The sequence below is a fragment of the Paenibacillus sp. 01L418 genome (genome assembly GCF_056400045.1).
The window spans coordinates 35,601-49,535 of record NZ_JBFTSN010000014.1; the positions used below are offsets into that span (position 1 = coordinate 35,601).

Genomic DNA, 13,935 nt, shown 5'->3' on the forward strand with positions numbered 1-13,935 from the left:
GGACGAGTGCTTGTGTGCTCGTGGTTCCACCCTACTTCGACTGCTCTTTATTCCTATCGCAGCAGTCCTCGTATTATCTGGTAACGGAGATTTCCGGTACAGCATACTGCTATAGCGCTCAGCTTCATAAGAAACCAGCTATAGGTTGGGCCATACAGCTTCAAAGGGGTACGCCTGTGGACATTGTGGAAGGAAATTACAGCCAAGTTTCCTCTCTCTGGACCAAATATCATAAACAGACACATGTCTTTTTCATTGCCGATTACATCGTATATGTGTGTCATTATAGCTCGACTTACGCGTTTGGTCAAGGCTATAAGCTTCAAATAGACAGTAATTTCGTTAATTCGCCTATGGCTGAACGAGTTCATCAAGGCTGCTGCTGCAGGATGCGCATTGCGTGCAAAGCGTGACACGCTGGTCAAAAATCGTTTGAATCGTTCGAATCACTTGCATATCCTGCTGCCTCGTATGAATCGTAATATGCTTGGGAGATACAGCAATCAGCGAGCTGATTACCATGTCTTCAATGTTCATTTCCGTTTCAAGCATTTCGGCTACGATACGATCGGTTGGAGGGTTCGGATCAAGCGGTTGAAACTTTTCATCATAGAGCATGAATTCATGACCGCCCTTATGCAGCAAATGCACCATAGGCAGCTTTGTATCTTGAAGAAACACAAAATATTTTAACAGGGAAATAAACTCCTGATATTGTTTATCGAGCACATACTCATCTAATGCGTATTCCACAACTTCGGCTAGTTCTTTACGATAGGGCTCAAGCCTGAAGGTTGTAAACCCCTTTACATTAAGCTCCGTGTTATCCTGCAAAAAAAGCTCGACCTCTGCAGCCACTTTGCTTTTCCTTCTTAGGCGATCCGCATCCAAAAATCTCGTTCCAAGGCTATCCCATTCTTTCCCATGCAGCAAATCATGACAATACCGCTCAATAGCAGCTGTATCGGCTGAACTGTTATGGCGATACTTTCTGCGAATAATAGCAGCAAGCATCCCTGGTTCCATCTCACTTACTACAAATTCAGCTATGGCTAGTGATGCTGCTTTATATACGATGTGACCATGCGTTTTTAACTGAAAATTTGGCAACAGCGCTAGACAGCTTATATTTTGATCCGATACCTGCTGAAACTCGATGACGGCTGTTTGCTCCGTTTTTGAGCCAATATGTAAATCGACGAGCGCTTGTTCCTTCAACAATTGAGTTAGTTTATTAACCGACTTTTGGAGACTTGCAGGTAACGATACCGTGAATAGCTCCATCAGCTCACCCCTTTCTTTCCTTATCAGTATATGGTGACGCGTTCGGGGATATACGATGAAGACATTGGAATGTAAGGGAAGCAAGCATACAAAAAAACGTTTGCCGAACTTCCCACTATGCAGCGAGAAGCTCAACAAACGTATTTATATTGCTTATATCGGTCTAAAAAGCATTAATTTTGCATAACAAAATCGAGATCTGCTTTATCGGATTCATTGTAAACCTTCAAAATATTATATTTTGTATCCCGTTGAGCCGGAATTTTGCCGCACTCGCGAATAAGCTGAAGAATAAGTTCAATGTTCACTTTATGTGTTGTTCCAGCTGCTGAAACGACATTTTCCTCAATCATGGTGCTTCCGAAGTCATTGCAGCCATAAGACAGTGATAACTTGCCCATTTCAGGCCCCATCGTTACCCAAGAGGATTGGAAATTCGGAATATTATCAAGCATGATTCGGCTAGCAGCAACAATACGCAAATATTCCTCTGGCTTTGCTTTCTCAAGCTTCAGGTTTGTATTGTCTGGCTGGAATGGCCACGAAATAAACGCCAAGAAACCCGTCGAATCATATTTGTTCGCGATGCACTCATCTTGAGCATCACGGATGCGCAGCATATGTAATGCGCGCTCTTCAACGGTCTCGCCAAGACCATAAACCATCGTTGCAGTCGTATTCATACCATGACGGTGTGCAGACTTCATTACATCCATCCAGTCCGTCCAAGAGCCCTTCATGCGGCTGATCTTGCGGCGAGTGCGATCGTCCAAAATTTCAGCGCCGCCGCCAGGCAAAGAATCAAGTCCAGCATCATGCAGTTGTCTTATCACTTCATCGAGAGAAAGGCCATCTGATACAACCTTCATCTTCTGAATTTCCGCTGGAGAGAACGAATGCATCGTTATGCCAGGGTAATGCTGTTTAATTTTGCGAAGCAGATCCAAATAATACGTAAACGGCAAATCTGGATTCGTACCGCCCTGCATCAAAATTTCAGTTCCACCCACATCGATCGTTTCTTGAATTTTGCTCAAAATCGTATCGTCAGGCAGTACATAACCCTCTTTAGAGCCTGGAGCGCGATAAAATGCGCAAAAACGGCAATAAACATCACATACGTTCGTGTAGTTTACATTTCGACCAACAACAAAAGTTGTTATTGGATCTGGATGATGCTTGAGCATGATTTGATTAGCTACATGCCCCATCTTTTCAATCTGATTCGAAGCTAATAATTCCATGCCTTCTTCGAGCGAAACACGCTCGCCGCGCAACGCTTTATCCAAAATATGGTCCAACGTTCCCATTCCGCAAGACCTCCTTATTCCCGTTCTATTTATGCTAACCATCACTTCATCCTAACATAGATCTCTAGTGCAAGTCACCCGCCGTATGATGGCATCTCGCCCTGAAATAAGGAAAAACACGGCATGTTCGTGAGAACATCCGTGCTTTCCTTTCTTTTAGTCCCAATTAGGCACGAAGCGCATTATCCAAATCTTCAATAAGATCCTCAATATCCTCTAGACCAACAGAGTAACGCACCAAGCCGTCCGTAATGCCGCGTGCATGACGCACTTCTTTCGGCATTGCTGCATGCGACATCATAGCTGGGTAAGAAAGAATGCTCTCTACTGCACCTAAGCTGACAGCTACTAAAGGAATTTGAACCTTGCTCAGCAAAGATTTGGCACGCTCTCCACTTCCAACATCGAAGGATACGACAGCTCCATACCCAAGCGACTGCTTCTCATGTATCGCCCGGCCGGGATGATTCTCTAAACCAGGATAATAAACCGCTGTTACTTCCTTATGCTCCGACAACCATTCAGCTAGTCTGCGAGCGCTTTGTTCGCTATATTCCATCCGAGCTTTCAATGTTTTCATGCCGCGCATCAACAGCCATGATTCTTGGGCGCTCAGAACCGTTCCCATTCCGTTTTGAAGCTGTTTCAAACGTTTGCCTAGACCTTCATCTGCGGTAACTGCAAGCCCAGCCAGCACATCGCTGTGGCCGCCTAGAAACTTCGTCGCACTGTGCAAGACGATATCGACGCCATGCTCAATTGGACGCTGATGATACGGAGTCATGAACGTATTATCAAGCAGTGTAAGCAGTCCATGCTCTTTTGCCCAAGCTGTCGTTTCTGCAATATCTGTGATTTTGAGCGTCGGGTTGGAAGGCGTCTCCATAAATACAGCTTTTGTATTTGGCTTAAGCGCCGCCTTAACCGCTTCAAAATCCGTCATATCAACAAAAGTAGACTCAATGCCCAGTCGATCCAAAATCGTCGTCAGCAAGCGGTAAGTTCCGCCGTAGACATCCTCTGTTACGATGACATGCTCACCTGCAGAAAGCAGCAAAAACGTGGTTGAGATTGCAGCCATGCCTGATGCAAAGGCGAATCCGCGAGCACCGCCCTCAAGCAAAGCGATATAATCCTCTAGCGCTTGGCGTGTAGGATTGCCCGAGCGGCTGTAATCATATTGCGGCGGATTGAAAATATCATGATGATGGAACGTTGAAGCTTGATAAATAGGTACGCTTGAAGCTCCTGTATGCTCGTCAATTTCTGCTCCGAAATGCAGCAGCTTCGTTGCAAACCGGCGATCTTGAGGTTGAATTTTGTCGTTGCCCATTAGTTGTTAACCTCCTCGATTTCGCGTTTGGCAGCTTCGAGTGCTTGCGCCAAGTCACTGATCAAATCATCTGCATGCTCAATTCCTACGGAGAAACGAAGCAGACGGTCGTCAACGCCTATCGCTTGACGAATTTCAAGCGGAATATCAGCATGCGTCTGAACCGCTGGGTAGGTCATCAAGGATTCAACTCCGCCCAAGCTCTCAGCAAATGCAATGAGCTTAATGTGACGAAGAATTGGCTCCACATAACGAGCGTCCTTTAATCGGAATGAGAAAATGCCAGTATTGCCGGATGACTGTTTGTTCTGAATTTCATGGCCAGGATGGTGAGGCAATGCCGGATAATAAACATCCTCAACGGCTGAATGCTCAAGCAAATAATTAGCAATTGCGGTAGCATTAAATTGGTGGCGCTCCATACGGAGCGCGAGCGTCTTCATTCCCCTCATTAGAAGCCATGAATCCTGAGGCCCGAGCACTGCTCCAATTGAATTGTGCAGGAAGGCCATCTCATCCGAGAGCTCCTTGCCTTTGGTTACAATAAGACCAGCAAGAACGTCATTGTGACCACCTAAATATTTAGTCGCGCTATGAATGATAATGTCAGCACCCAGTTCTATAGGACGTTGGAAAAAAGGCGTAAGCAGCGTATTGTCTACAATAGTAAGCAAGCCTTTTGACTTCGCCCACGCAGTTACTTTCTCAATATCCGTAATCATCATAAGCGGGTTAGTTGGCGTTTCGATAAGTACTGCTTTTGTGTTCGGCGTCCATAATGCCGCCATCGCATCAATATCGTTGGTATCCACATAAGATGCCGTCACACCAAATCTCGACATGATCCGCTCCAACAAGCGATAAGTACCGCCATATAGATCAAGAGATACGATCAAATGATCGCCCTGACTAAATAAGGCGAATATCGTTTGCAGCGCGGCCATGCCGGAGCTACAGGCAAATGCCGCATCGCCAGCTTCTAATTGTGCAGCCGCTTCTTCTAATACCGCTCTGGTTGGGCTTTTGGTACGCGCATAATCAAATCCTGTACTCTGTCCCAGCTTAGGATGACGAAATACTGTTGATTGGTACACTGGAAAACTTACCGCTCCAGTTACAGGCTCTTTAATAGATCCAATCTGTGCTAAATGGCTCTCTATCTTCATCTTTATATAGCGCTCCCTTATTATATGGTTTTAAATGCCTCCACCCAAATCATACGGTGTTTGCTGGTAAACATAATAATTAAGCCAGTTCGAGAATAATAGGTTGGCATGCGCACGCCATGTTGATAACGGCGGGTTAGCCGGGTTATCACCTGGGAAATAATTTTTTGGTACATCTATTTGGTGCCCTTTGGCTTGATCGCGATCATATTCATATTTAAGTGAAGTTGGATCATATTCGGAGTGGCCTGTGACGAAAATTTGTCTGCCGTCTTTTGAAGCCACGATGTATACGCCCGAATCCGCTGATTCCGATAAAATATCGAGGGAATCAAGCTTCTCGATGTCCTCGCGGCGTACCTCTGTGTGACGAGACTGCGGMACAAAAAACATTTCATCAAAGCCTCTCAGCAAATTAACATTCCGTTTTTCAATCGTGTGTGGGAACACACCAAACATTTTGCTGTCCAAGCTGTATTTGGGAACATTAAAGTGATGATAGAGCCCAGCTTGTGCGGCCCAACAAATATGGAAAGTTGAAGTTACGCGCCTTGCGCTCCAATCCATAATTTCTTTCAGCTCTTCCCAGTAGTTTACATCCTCGAAAGGCATATGCTCTACCGGCGCGCCTGTAATGATGAGACCATCATAATATTCATCCGAAATTTCATCGAATGTTTTATAGAAGGATTCCAAATGATCGGCTGATGTGTTTTTTGATGTATGTGTTCTTGGATGCAGCAGTACAACCTCAACTTGTAGCGGCGTATTGCCGATAAGTCTAAGCAGCTGCGTTTCGGTTGTTTCCTTGGTAGGCATTAAGTTCAAAATCGCAATTCTGAGCGGCCTAATATCCTGATGGTAGGCGATGCTCTCATCCATGACGAAAATGTTCTCGTTGTTTAATACCTCTTTGGCTGGTAAATTGTCAGGCACTTTAATTGGCATAGGTATCACTCCTCTAGAAGCAGTATGACCGCTTGAACATGAAAAAGACCCTTTCTGCTGTGAGAAAAGGTCGTATGCTCAGTAAATAAGCCATCCGCCTCTCTCATCTCTCAGAAACATTAAAGTTTCCGCAAGAATTAGCACCGTGCGTTTTACACGCCGGTTGCCGGGCTTCATCGGGCTAGTCCCTCCGCCTGCTCTTGATAAGAAAGTAGTCTATTCAATTTTCCGCGGTTTCATTTCACCTTCACTTTAATGCATTCTGACAATTGCGTCAAGATCCTCTATTCATATCCTTGACATTTAGATGAAAAAAACGATTGTTTTTAGGCTTGAATGTAAAGCTGACGCGGGAGTATACTAGACAAGAATTATTTCATTTATTTGACTTATAAAGGGGTGCATATGGACATGGAAGGCGACCGACCGAAGCCTGAAAACGATCGAATACGGTTACTGCCGGCCAAGTCCGATTCAGCCGGCAGTTTCCTCTGAAGAAAGAAAGGAGTGACTCCGGATGAAAATCCGCCTTGTTAGCAATGGCATGTTCACCACTATTGAAGATATTAACGAAACACTTATTCCCTCGAAAGAAGGATTTTACTGGATTGACGCTGATGTGGAGGATCTTGCTATTTTACAGCCCCTATTCAGCATGCACGATCTGGCAGTTGAGGATTGCCTCAGTGAAGAGGAGCAGCGTCCAAAAATTGAAATTTACGAAAGCCATTATTTTATTGTAATCAACAGCATACGATTTGATGACGAAGAAATCTTCCTAAGGGCACTCAATATTTTCCTTGGCCGCCATTTCATTATTACGGTCACCAAGCAAAAAATTAACGAGCTTCGTTCTCTAAAGCCTGTGCTGTGGGAACAAGAGGTTAGCCGGCCCGATTATTTCTTGTATCATCTCGTCGACATTGTTGTCGATAATTATTTCCTCGTTGGCGACCGCATTGATACGCGCATTGAAGCGCTTGAAGAAGATATATTAATGCACACTAAGAAATCGCATTTGAACGAAATCATCGGGCTCCGCGGTGAAATATTGTGGCTGAGGAAAGTGCTCGGTCCACAACGCGATGTCATTGCAACGCTTAACAAAAAAGATCTGAAGCTCATTGATGATCAGCTGCAAAAATATTTCAGCGATATATACGAGAACGCCTTGAAAATTGCCGAGTCCTTCGATACGTACCGCGATCTCATGGGCAACTTACGCGAAGCTTATCAGTCCAGCGTATCCAACCGTGCCAATGAAATCATGCGCGTATTTACAGCAATTACGACTATATTCATGCCGCTGACCTTTATAACCGGCATCTATGGGATGAATTTCGATTTCATTCCAGGCCTTCACCTTAGGTTAGGATCATACATTTTACTTGGTATCATGCTGCTGCTTGGCATAAGCATGTTTTATATTTTCCGCAAAAAAGAATGGCTCTAGAGACCTGTGCCATCTTCATTACAGAGCTGCACTCGTACGGGCAATTTATGCCTAACGAGCTGCAGCCTTTTTGCTGTAATGGCCGCTATCCTTTATAATAGTAGAATATGAGTTTGAGCATTAAGTACCTATGAGAGGGGGATTGACGTGAATATTAGTCAGCTTGAAACACTCCTTACGATATCCAAAACGATGAGCTTCAGGAAAGCTGGCGAGCTGCTGAATCTCACACAGCCTGCTGTTTCGGCACAAATCAAAAGCCTTGAGGATGAATTCAAAACGATTCTCATTAATCGCAATCAGCCAGTTACATTAACGGAACACGGACAAGTTTTTTTGGAGCATGCGGAGCAAGTTCTTTCAATCGTGGAAGAACTGAAGCAGAAGCTTTCCGATATGAACCTTACGCCGCAAGGACACATATTACTCGGAACTACGGCTTCAATAGCGATTCAGATTTTACCGCGCGTGCTATCCTATTTTCAAAACCAATTTCCTTTTATTAAAACAACGATTCATTCCATGCCCTCATCCCAAGTTATGGCCAGTGTCGAGAACGGGTCAGTCGATATAGGGATTACATATCTTTCTGAAAAAAATCCGAACGTTTCCTCCTCCGTCCTTTATTATGATACATTTGAGCTCGTCGTTCCGCCTTCCCATCCCATGAGCAGGTTGACGCATACGACAGTTGATACGCTTAAGGACATTCCAATGATTATGCTTGCTCCAGACACGCTTGGCAGGCGATTTGTCGATCAAATTTTTCGTAAATACAATATTCAACCCAATATCGTAATGGAGGTTTCCAGCAGCGAAGAAGTGAAGCGCATGGTTGAAATTAATTTAGGCGCCGCAGTCGTATCCAAACTTTCGATAGCAAACGAACTCCGTATGGGTACACTAAAAATGATAAAGGTCAACGAGCTTGAAATAAGTCATCCCGTTGGAGTGGTTTATAAATCAGGCCGTTACATCAATACCGCACTGAAGCAATTTTTAAGTGATCTAAAAGGCATGCCTGAGCATCAATTCATTAGCAGCGAGTAGTCGACAAGAAGCTTCCACTAGACAAACAACTAGGAGAGATAAAAAATGAAATTCGATTTACATACCCATCATTTTAGATGTGGCCACGCCGACGGCAATATCGAGGATTATATTTTAGCCGGAATTGAAGCCGGGCTTCAGGTTATCGGCATCTCGGATCACTCCCCCTTCTTTTATCATGAGAATGATCAGCCTTCGCCAGGCATTGCAATGGCAAGAAGCGAATTCACCAATTATGTTAATGAAGTATTGCGGTTGAAGGAGAAATACGCAGGCAAAATCGAGGTTATGCTTGGAGTAGAATCGGATTTCTTCCCTAAATATGTGGACAGCTACAAAAAAGCCTATGACGGCGTGCCCTTCGATTATATCATTGGTTCTGTTCATCAAGTTGGCGACGTCAGCATATTCAATCGCAATCGGTTTAAAAACTTAAATGAACAGCAGCATATTGAAGTGAAGCAAAGCTATTATGATCTTATCAAACAATCTGCACGCAGCGGCATGTTTGATATTTTGGGACATATCGACGCGATGAAGGGGTATTATCCCGCTTTCTCTGATATACCTGCTAATAAAGAAATTGACGATGCTTTGCAGACGATTGCCGAATGCGGCGTTTCCATAGAGATTAATACATCAGGCAGCACCAAAGATGTAGGCGGATGGTATCCATCGGATGCGATCTTAGAGCGAGCACTTCATTTTGGCGTAAATGTAACGTTTGGTTCGGATGCGCATAAGCCAAGCAGAGTTGGCGAAGATTGGGAGCTCGTACAGAAAAGGCTGAAGGAAATTGGCTTCTCACAGTGGGTTTTTTATCGCAAGCGCCAACAAGTTATTGTACCGATATAAGAGCTCATGAGGGGCTTTAGACAAAAAAAGTGGACCTGCACGTCGCAGGTCCCAAAAGGATATATTAAAAAGGGGGTCTTGTTTATTATAATAGCCCACTAATGTAATGAGACGATAACAGAACTATTTCATTTGTGTAACAAATTTGAGGGGTTGGAAAACGATGTGGCTCATTACAGCCATCAGCAGCGCTATTTTATTTGGACTAGCAGGCTGGTGGATGAAAGTATCACAAATGCGGGGCGGCTCTGCAAGAACGCTGCTGCTCGGATTGTATGCTTCTGGAACGTTAGGTTTTGGGGTGCATGCGGCGCTTGAAGGAACGTTTTTCTTTCTTGCTGATCCAAGGGTATGGATTGCAGGCATCATAATAGGAGCAGGCTCAGCATGGGGAAACGCTTTGTTTATGAAAGCATTGCATTTTGGACCCGCCAGCTTGACCTCTCCCCTAACGAATATGAACATTATCTTAGTTGTCGCTTTAGCGACCTTGTGGTACAACGAGCCGCTCAGCGCTTCGGAAGCAATAGGCATTATGCTGCTTCTGCTTGCTGTCGTCTTTATTGCTCATAAACGAAAGGAACCGCTCACGATTATAGAAAAAAGATGGTTCATTCTCGTCTTTTTGGCAGTCGTGCTCTTTGCGCTGCGCAATGGCGGATTAAAGGTCACCGATGAATTGGAACTTCCTAGCGCCCCGATCCTGTTCATCGCTTATGCCCTCTCTCTCTGCTGGTTTCTCATCCCGGTCAAAACGACCGCTGCACGTTCCGCAGAGCGAACTGGGCTTTGGCTCGGTATTGTTGCAGGTCTGTTCTCATACGGAGGATTGCAGCTTTATGCAGTCGCGATTGCTACTGGACAAGCGAATCTTGCAGCGCCTATCTTTGCTACGAACAGTCTTGTCGTAGCAGCTGGCGCTATTATATTTTATAAAGAGAAGTTGACGATCCTGCAGTGGACAGCCTTTGCTTGTACCATTCTTGGGTTAATTGTGATTCGATTGTAATTCGCGAACGCTTTTCCTGTATTTTCCTAACTTTAATATAGTAAATATAATATACGATCAAACAATCGCATTCCCACTGAAATTAACTTACTTTTAGTTTGTTCGTATGGTACAATAGTATTACAAAAAGCGGGGTGATACGGTTGGATTATTCGACAATGTGCCCAAAGTATGAAGCCGCAGCCGACATTTTAGGCAAGAAGTGGACTGGCAGAATTATTCGGGTATTGCTTGGAGGACCAAAAAGGTTCAAAGAGATTAAGGAACAAATTCCCGAAATGAGCGACAAAATGCTAACGGACCGGATGAAAGAGCTTGAAACATTAACGATTATCAAACGTCAAGTTTATCCAGAAATGCCTGTACGTATTGAATATGAGCTAACCGACAAGGGCAGGGAGCTTCAGCCAGTCATTGAGTCCATTCAAACTTGGGGCGAACAATGGATGTAAGATAAAAAACCGCTTAGGCGGTTTTTTTTATTGCCTTCTCTTCTTTTATCTGGAATTGACAAAGGATTATTTATCTACTATCATTGATAATAATAATCAATATCACAATATGCAAATAAAAAACCCCCGATCAGATCGAGGGTTTCCTATAAATCAATTGGACTACATGCCAAGCCATTTTTTGAATAGATGTTTGGTTGTATCTTTATTGATTGCTGCGATTGAAGTCGTAAGCGGAATGCCCTTCGGACATGCGCGAACACAGTTTTGCGAGTTGCCGCAGCCTTCGATGCCGCCATCTGTCATCAGTGCATCCAGACGTTCTTCCTTATTCATCTCACCTGTTGGATGAGCATTAAACAAACGAACCTGTGAAATTGCAGCAGGACCGATGAAGCTGTTCCGATCATTTACGTTCGGGCACGCTTCAAGGCAAACACCGCAAGTCATACATTTGGAAAGCTCATAAGCCCATTGACGCTTCGTTTCTGCCATCCGCGGTCCAGGACCCAGATCATACGTTCCGTCGATTGGAATCCATGCCTTAACGCGTTTCAAGGCGCCAAACATGCGCTCACGGTTAATAACAAGGTCACGAACTACTGGGAATGTTTTCATTGGTTCAAGACGAATCGGCTGCTCAAGCTTATCGATCAAAGCGCTACACGCTTGACGAGGCTTGCCGTTGATGACCATTGAACATGCGCCGCATACTTCTTCCAAGCAGTTGGAATCCCAGCATACAGGAGCCGTGCTTGCTCCATCTGCCTTTTTCGGATTACGTTGAATTTCCATCAAACCGCTAATTACGTTCATATTAGCGCGGTAAGGAATTTCAAACTCTTCCGTATATGGTTGGGACTCAGGAGTATCTTGGCGAGTGATRATAAACTTAACCGATTTTGTAGCTACAGTCGTTTCAGCCATCATTATTCTCCTTTCTTCTTGTCGCTCGAGTAATCACGTTTACGCGGCTTGATCAAGCTTACGTCGATATCCTCGTAAGAAATTTGTGGACCTTCCTTCGTCCATTTCGCAATCGTCGATTTCATGAAATGCTCGTCGTCGCGTTCTTGGAAGTCTGGTTTATAATGAGCGCCACGGCTTTCGTTGCGCAGTAATGCGCCTAGCGTCATTGCTTCAGAAAGCTCAAGCATGTTCCAAAGCTGACGAGTAAAGGCAACGCCTGCATTGTTCCATTGCGCAGTATCGTTAATGTTGATATTCGCATAACGCTGCTTCAGCTCTTTGATCTTGTGGATCGTTTGCTCCAGCTTGTCATTAAAGCGAACAACCGTCATATTGTTCGTCATCCATTCGCCTAGCTCTTTGTGAATGACATATGCATTTTCAGTACCCTTCATATTAACGATGCTGTTGTACTTGTCCGTTTGACGCTTGTTCTCGCGGTCAAATACGGAGGAAGCTACATCTTCAGCTGATTTCTTCAAGCCTTTGATATACTCAACAGCTTTTGGTCCAGCTACCATACCGCCGTAAATAGCGGATAGCAGAGAGTTGGCGCCAAGTCGATTCGCACCATGATATTGATACTCGCACTCACCGGCTGCAAACAGACCAGGAATGTTTGTCATTTGATTGTAGTCAACCCACATGCCGCCCATTGAATAGTGAACCGCTGGGAAGATTTTCATCGGGATTTTCCGTGGATCGTCGCCCATGAATTTCTCATAGATTTCAATGATACCGCCGAGCTTAACATCAAGCTCCTTCGGATCTTTGTGAGACAAATCAAGGTAAACCATGTTTTCTTGGTTGATACCAAGCTTCTGATCTACGCACACGCTGAAAATTTCACGAGTCGCAATATCACGAGGAACAAGGTTTCCGTAAGCAGGGTATTTTTCTTCTAGGAAGTACCAAGGCTTACCGTCTTTGTACGTCCAAATCCGTCCGCCTTCACCACGCGCTGATTCCGACATCAAGCGGAGCTTGTCATCGCCTGGAATAGCTGTTGGGTGAATTTGAATGAACTCGCCGTTTGCGTAGTTAACGCCCTGCTGGTAAACTGCGCTGGCAGCTGTGCCGGTGTTGATAACAGAGTTCGTTGTTTTGCCGAAAATAATACCAGGACCGCCTGATGCAAGAATAACTGCATCTGCACGAACCGTGTGAACTTCCATCGAGCGAAGATCCTGTGCCGAAACACCGCGGCAAATGCCGTCATCGTCAACAACAGCGCCAAGGAATTCCCAGTGCTCGAATTTGTTAACTAGTCCAGCTGCTTCCCAGCGACGAACTTGCTCATCCAGTGCATAAAGCAGCTGTTGACCTGTCGTTGCGCCTGCAAATGCTGTACGGGAATGCTTCGTGCCGCCGAAGCGACGGAAATCCAGCAAGCCTTCGGATGTACGGCTGAACATAACGCCCATCCGGTCCATCAAGTGAATAATGCCTGGTGCCGCATCACACATTGCTTTAACTGGCGGTTGGTTGGCGAGGAAATCTCCGCCGTATACGGTATCGTCGAAATGCTCCCATGGAGAATCGCCTTCTCCTTTTGTATTAACAGCGCCATTGATGCCGCCCTGTGCACATACTGAGTGGGAACGTTTGACCGGTACTAGTGAAAACAGATCAACGTGAACGCCAGCTTCTGCTGCTTTGATGGTAGCCATCAAGCCTGCAAGACCGCCGCCTACGATGATAATTTTATTTTTAGCCATAACGTTTCGCTCCTTGTCTACAAACTAACCGATATTCGTAAGTGCCAATGCAGCACTTGCAGCTTCTTTGAATTGATCTCCGCTGAATGCGATAAGCGAAAGAATAAACAATGCTGATACGACTACAAAAACGCCCATGCAAATATATGAAGAGATGCGTTGAGCTTTCGGGCCAATCGTAATGCCCCAGCTGATCAGAAACGCCCAAAGGCCGTTGCTGAAGTGGAAAACAGCTGCTAATACACCAATAACATAAAGTACGAAGTAAGTAGGGTTGCTCGCAATTTGATTCATCGTTGATCCCAGTTCCTCATGGGTGATGTGGCCGAGATAAACTTGAATCCGAGTTTGATATACGTGCCAGAAAACGAATACAAAAGTAATTACC

Annotated in this window: 13 protein-coding genes and 1 riboswitch; of the genes, 5 read left to right on the forward strand and 8 right to left on the reverse strand. The window is 44.9% G+C overall.

All coding sequences use genetic code 11. The features are described 5' to 3' along the window. Positions 1-351: 351 nt before the first annotated feature. The 5 genes from ytxC to metA all read right to left on the reverse strand — a co-directional run bounded on the left by ytxC (position 352) and on the right by metA (position 6,041). Positions 352-1,284, reverse strand: coding sequence for a sporulation protein YtxC (ytxC, locus tag AC1DSE_RS03745; RefSeq protein WP_441960589.1), 933 nt, complete (start codon positions 1,282-1,284; stop codon positions 352-354). A 173-nt stretch (positions 1,285-1,457) separates the two neighbouring features. Beyond that, positions 1,458-2,594: a cyclic dehypoxanthinyl futalosine synthase gene (gene mqnC, locus AC1DSE_RS03750; protein ID WP_477508997.1), complete on the reverse strand. Its 1,137-nt coding sequence runs from the start codon at positions 2,592-2,594 to the stop codon at positions 1,458-1,460. 166 nt (positions 2,595-2,760) lie between these two features. Then, the gene (locus AC1DSE_RS03755) at positions 2,761-3,927 is read right to left on the reverse strand and encodes a trans-sulfuration enzyme family protein (RefSeq protein ID WP_477508998.1); all 1,167 of its coding nucleotides are present in this window, start codon (positions 3,925-3,927) and stop codon (positions 2,761-2,763) included. Continuing rightward, positions 3,927-5,093 carry an aminotransferase class I/II-fold pyridoxal phosphate-dependent enzyme gene (locus tag AC1DSE_RS03760; protein WP_477508999.1) on the reverse strand — a complete coding sequence of 389 codons (1,167 nt, stop codon included), beginning with the start codon at positions 5,091-5,093 and terminating at the stop codon, positions 3,927-3,929. The genes AC1DSE_RS03755 and AC1DSE_RS03760 overlap by 1 nt, the downstream gene beginning before the upstream one ends. A gap of 30 nt (positions 5,094-5,123) precedes the next feature. Continuing rightward, the gene (gene metA, locus AC1DSE_RS03765; RefSeq protein WP_339204404.1) at positions 5,124-6,041 is read right to left on the reverse strand and encodes a homoserine O-acetyltransferase MetA; all 918 of its coding nucleotides are present in this window, start codon (positions 6,039-6,041) and stop codon (positions 5,124-5,126) included. Between the two features lie 100 nt (positions 6,042-6,141). Beyond that, a riboswitch (SAM riboswitch) is annotated at positions 6,142-6,251 on the reverse strand. Between the two features lie 307 nt (positions 6,252-6,558). On the opposite strand from metA, the gene corA reads away from it, so the two are divergent. The 5 genes from corA to AC1DSE_RS03790 all read left to right on the forward strand — a co-directional run bounded on the left by corA (position 6,559) and on the right by AC1DSE_RS03790 (position 10,860). Next, the gene (corA, locus tag AC1DSE_RS03770) at positions 6,559-7,494 is read left to right on the forward strand and encodes a magnesium/cobalt transporter CorA (protein WP_076267586.1); all 936 of its coding nucleotides are present in this window, start codon (positions 6,559-6,561) and stop codon (positions 7,492-7,494) included. 147 nt (positions 7,495-7,641) lie between these two features. Further along, a complete protein-coding gene (locus AC1DSE_RS03775; protein ID WP_076267585.1) occupies positions 7,642-8,544 on the forward strand; it encodes a LysR family transcriptional regulator in 903 nt (300 codons plus the stop codon). A gap of 45 nt (positions 8,545-8,589) precedes the next feature. Next, entirely contained in the window at positions 8,590-9,399 is an 810-nt protein-coding gene (locus AC1DSE_RS03780; RefSeq protein ID WP_441876792.1) for a histidinol-phosphatase, read from the forward strand. 163 nt (positions 9,400-9,562) lie between these two features. Beyond that, entirely contained in the window at positions 9,563-10,408 is an 846-nt protein-coding gene (locus AC1DSE_RS03785) for an EamA family transporter (protein WP_477509000.1), read from the forward strand. Between the two features lie 143 nt (positions 10,409-10,551). Further along, the gene (locus AC1DSE_RS03790) at positions 10,552-10,860 is read left to right on the forward strand and encodes a winged helix-turn-helix transcriptional regulator (protein ID WP_076267582.1); all 309 of its coding nucleotides are present in this window, start codon (positions 10,552-10,554) and stop codon (positions 10,858-10,860) included. Positions 10,861-11,022: 162 nt separating this feature from the next. On the opposite strand, the gene sdhB is transcribed toward AC1DSE_RS03790, so the two are convergent. From sdhB to AC1DSE_RS03805, 3 genes are all read right to left on the reverse strand, one after another. After that, positions 11,023-11,787: a succinate dehydrogenase iron-sulfur subunit gene (gene sdhB, locus AC1DSE_RS03795; protein ID WP_441908603.1), complete on the reverse strand. Its 765-nt coding sequence runs from the start codon at positions 11,785-11,787 to the stop codon at positions 11,023-11,025. Positions 11,788-11,789: 2 nt separating this feature from the next. Further along, on the reverse strand, positions 11,790-13,547 hold the full coding sequence (sdhA, locus tag AC1DSE_RS03800) for a succinate dehydrogenase flavoprotein subunit (protein WP_076267580.1): 1,758 nt from the start codon (positions 13,545-13,547) through the stop codon (positions 11,790-11,792). A gap of 24 nt (positions 13,548-13,571) precedes the next feature. After that, positions 13,572-13,935: succinate dehydrogenase/fumarate reductase transmembrane subunit (locus AC1DSE_RS03805; protein ID WP_477527414.1), on the reverse strand; the 364-nt coding region annotated here is incomplete at its 5' end.